Source organism: Collinsella sp. AM18-10 (genome assembly GCF_003471585.1).
GTDB lineage: Bacteria > Actinomycetota > Coriobacteriia > Coriobacteriales > Coriobacteriaceae > Collinsella.
Genome location: NZ_QRJO01000040.1, coordinates 1 through 1,063, shown reverse-complemented (window position 1 = coordinate 1,063; position 1,063 = coordinate 1). Strand labels below are relative to the sequence as shown.

Annotated in this window: 2 protein-coding genes; both read right to left on the bottom strand. The window is 65.8% G+C overall.

The features are described from left to right. Positions 1–9: 9 nt before the first annotated feature. Positions 10–843 carry a PTS system mannose/fructose/sorbose family transporter subunit IID gene (locus DW211_RS10005; protein WP_117648578.1) on the bottom strand — a complete coding sequence of 278 codons (834 nt, stop codon included), beginning with the start codon at positions 841–843 and terminating at the stop codon, positions 10–12. Then, positions 824–1,063: PTS sugar transporter subunit IIC (locus tag DW211_RS10000; protein WP_147324175.1), on the bottom strand; the 240-nt coding region annotated here is incomplete at its 5' end. The genes DW211_RS10000 and DW211_RS10005, both read right to left, overlap by 20 nt.

Here is a 1,063-nt window from a genome sequence, read left to right as displayed (position 1 = left end):
GCCGGGCCCTTACGCCAGCACGCCGAAGAACGCGCCGACGATGCCCACGACCATGGTGGCCACGATCAGCACCATGGGGTTGATCTTCTTGGACAGCAGCCAGTAGTACAGCCAGAAGGCGATCATGCCGAGCATGCCGGGCATGATGCCGTCCAGGATGTCCTGGAGGGTCTGGGCGTCGTCGCCCGAGCCGATGGCCACCGGGATGCTGGCCCAGAACATGTCCTTGCACATGGCGCCCACGACCATGACGCCCACGATGCCCACGCAGGTCATGATCTTCTGCATGAGGCCGGTCCTCTGGGCCTCGTCCAGGAAGCCCACGCCCAGCTCGTAGCCCTTGACGGCGCCCCAGATGCGCAGCGCGAAGCCGGGGACGTTGTAGATGAGCAGGAAGGCGATGGGGCCGAAGGGGTTGCCGGCCTGGCACAGGCTGATGCCCACGGCGGCGGCGACCACGCGCAGCGTCGACAGGAAGATGGAGTCGCCGATGCCGGACAGCGGGCCCATGAGGGCGGCCTTGACGTCGTTGACGCTCTCGGGCTCGATCTCGCCGCGGGCGACCTTCTCCTCCATGGCCATCGCGATGCCGCCGACGAACGGGGCGAACTGGACGGTGATGTTGAAGAACGCGCAGTGGCGGTGCAGGGCCTCGGCGTAATCGTCGGGGCGGCCGGCGTAGATCTTCTTGAGCATGTTGGCGACCATCAGGCAGAAGGCGATGTTCATCTGCTTGTAGTAGGTCCAGGAGAACTCCATGCCCAGGGCGCCGACGTTGACGGCGCTCTTGACGAGGTCGGAGCGCGTGATCTTGTTCTCGGGACTAGAAGTCATCGTCCTCATCCCCTTCCGCGGAGAGCTGGGGCTGGGCTCCGCCCAGGCCGAGCAGGTCGAACTTGTCGATGCCGATGATGATGGCGATCAGGGCGACGCCCAGGACGGGCACGTTGGCGTAGGAGCACAGCAGGAAGCCCAGGAAGTAGAAGGGCACGAGCTGCTTGGTGAGCACCAGGCGGCCGAGCATGGCGAAGCCCATGGCCGGCAGGATGTTGGCGGCAACGCC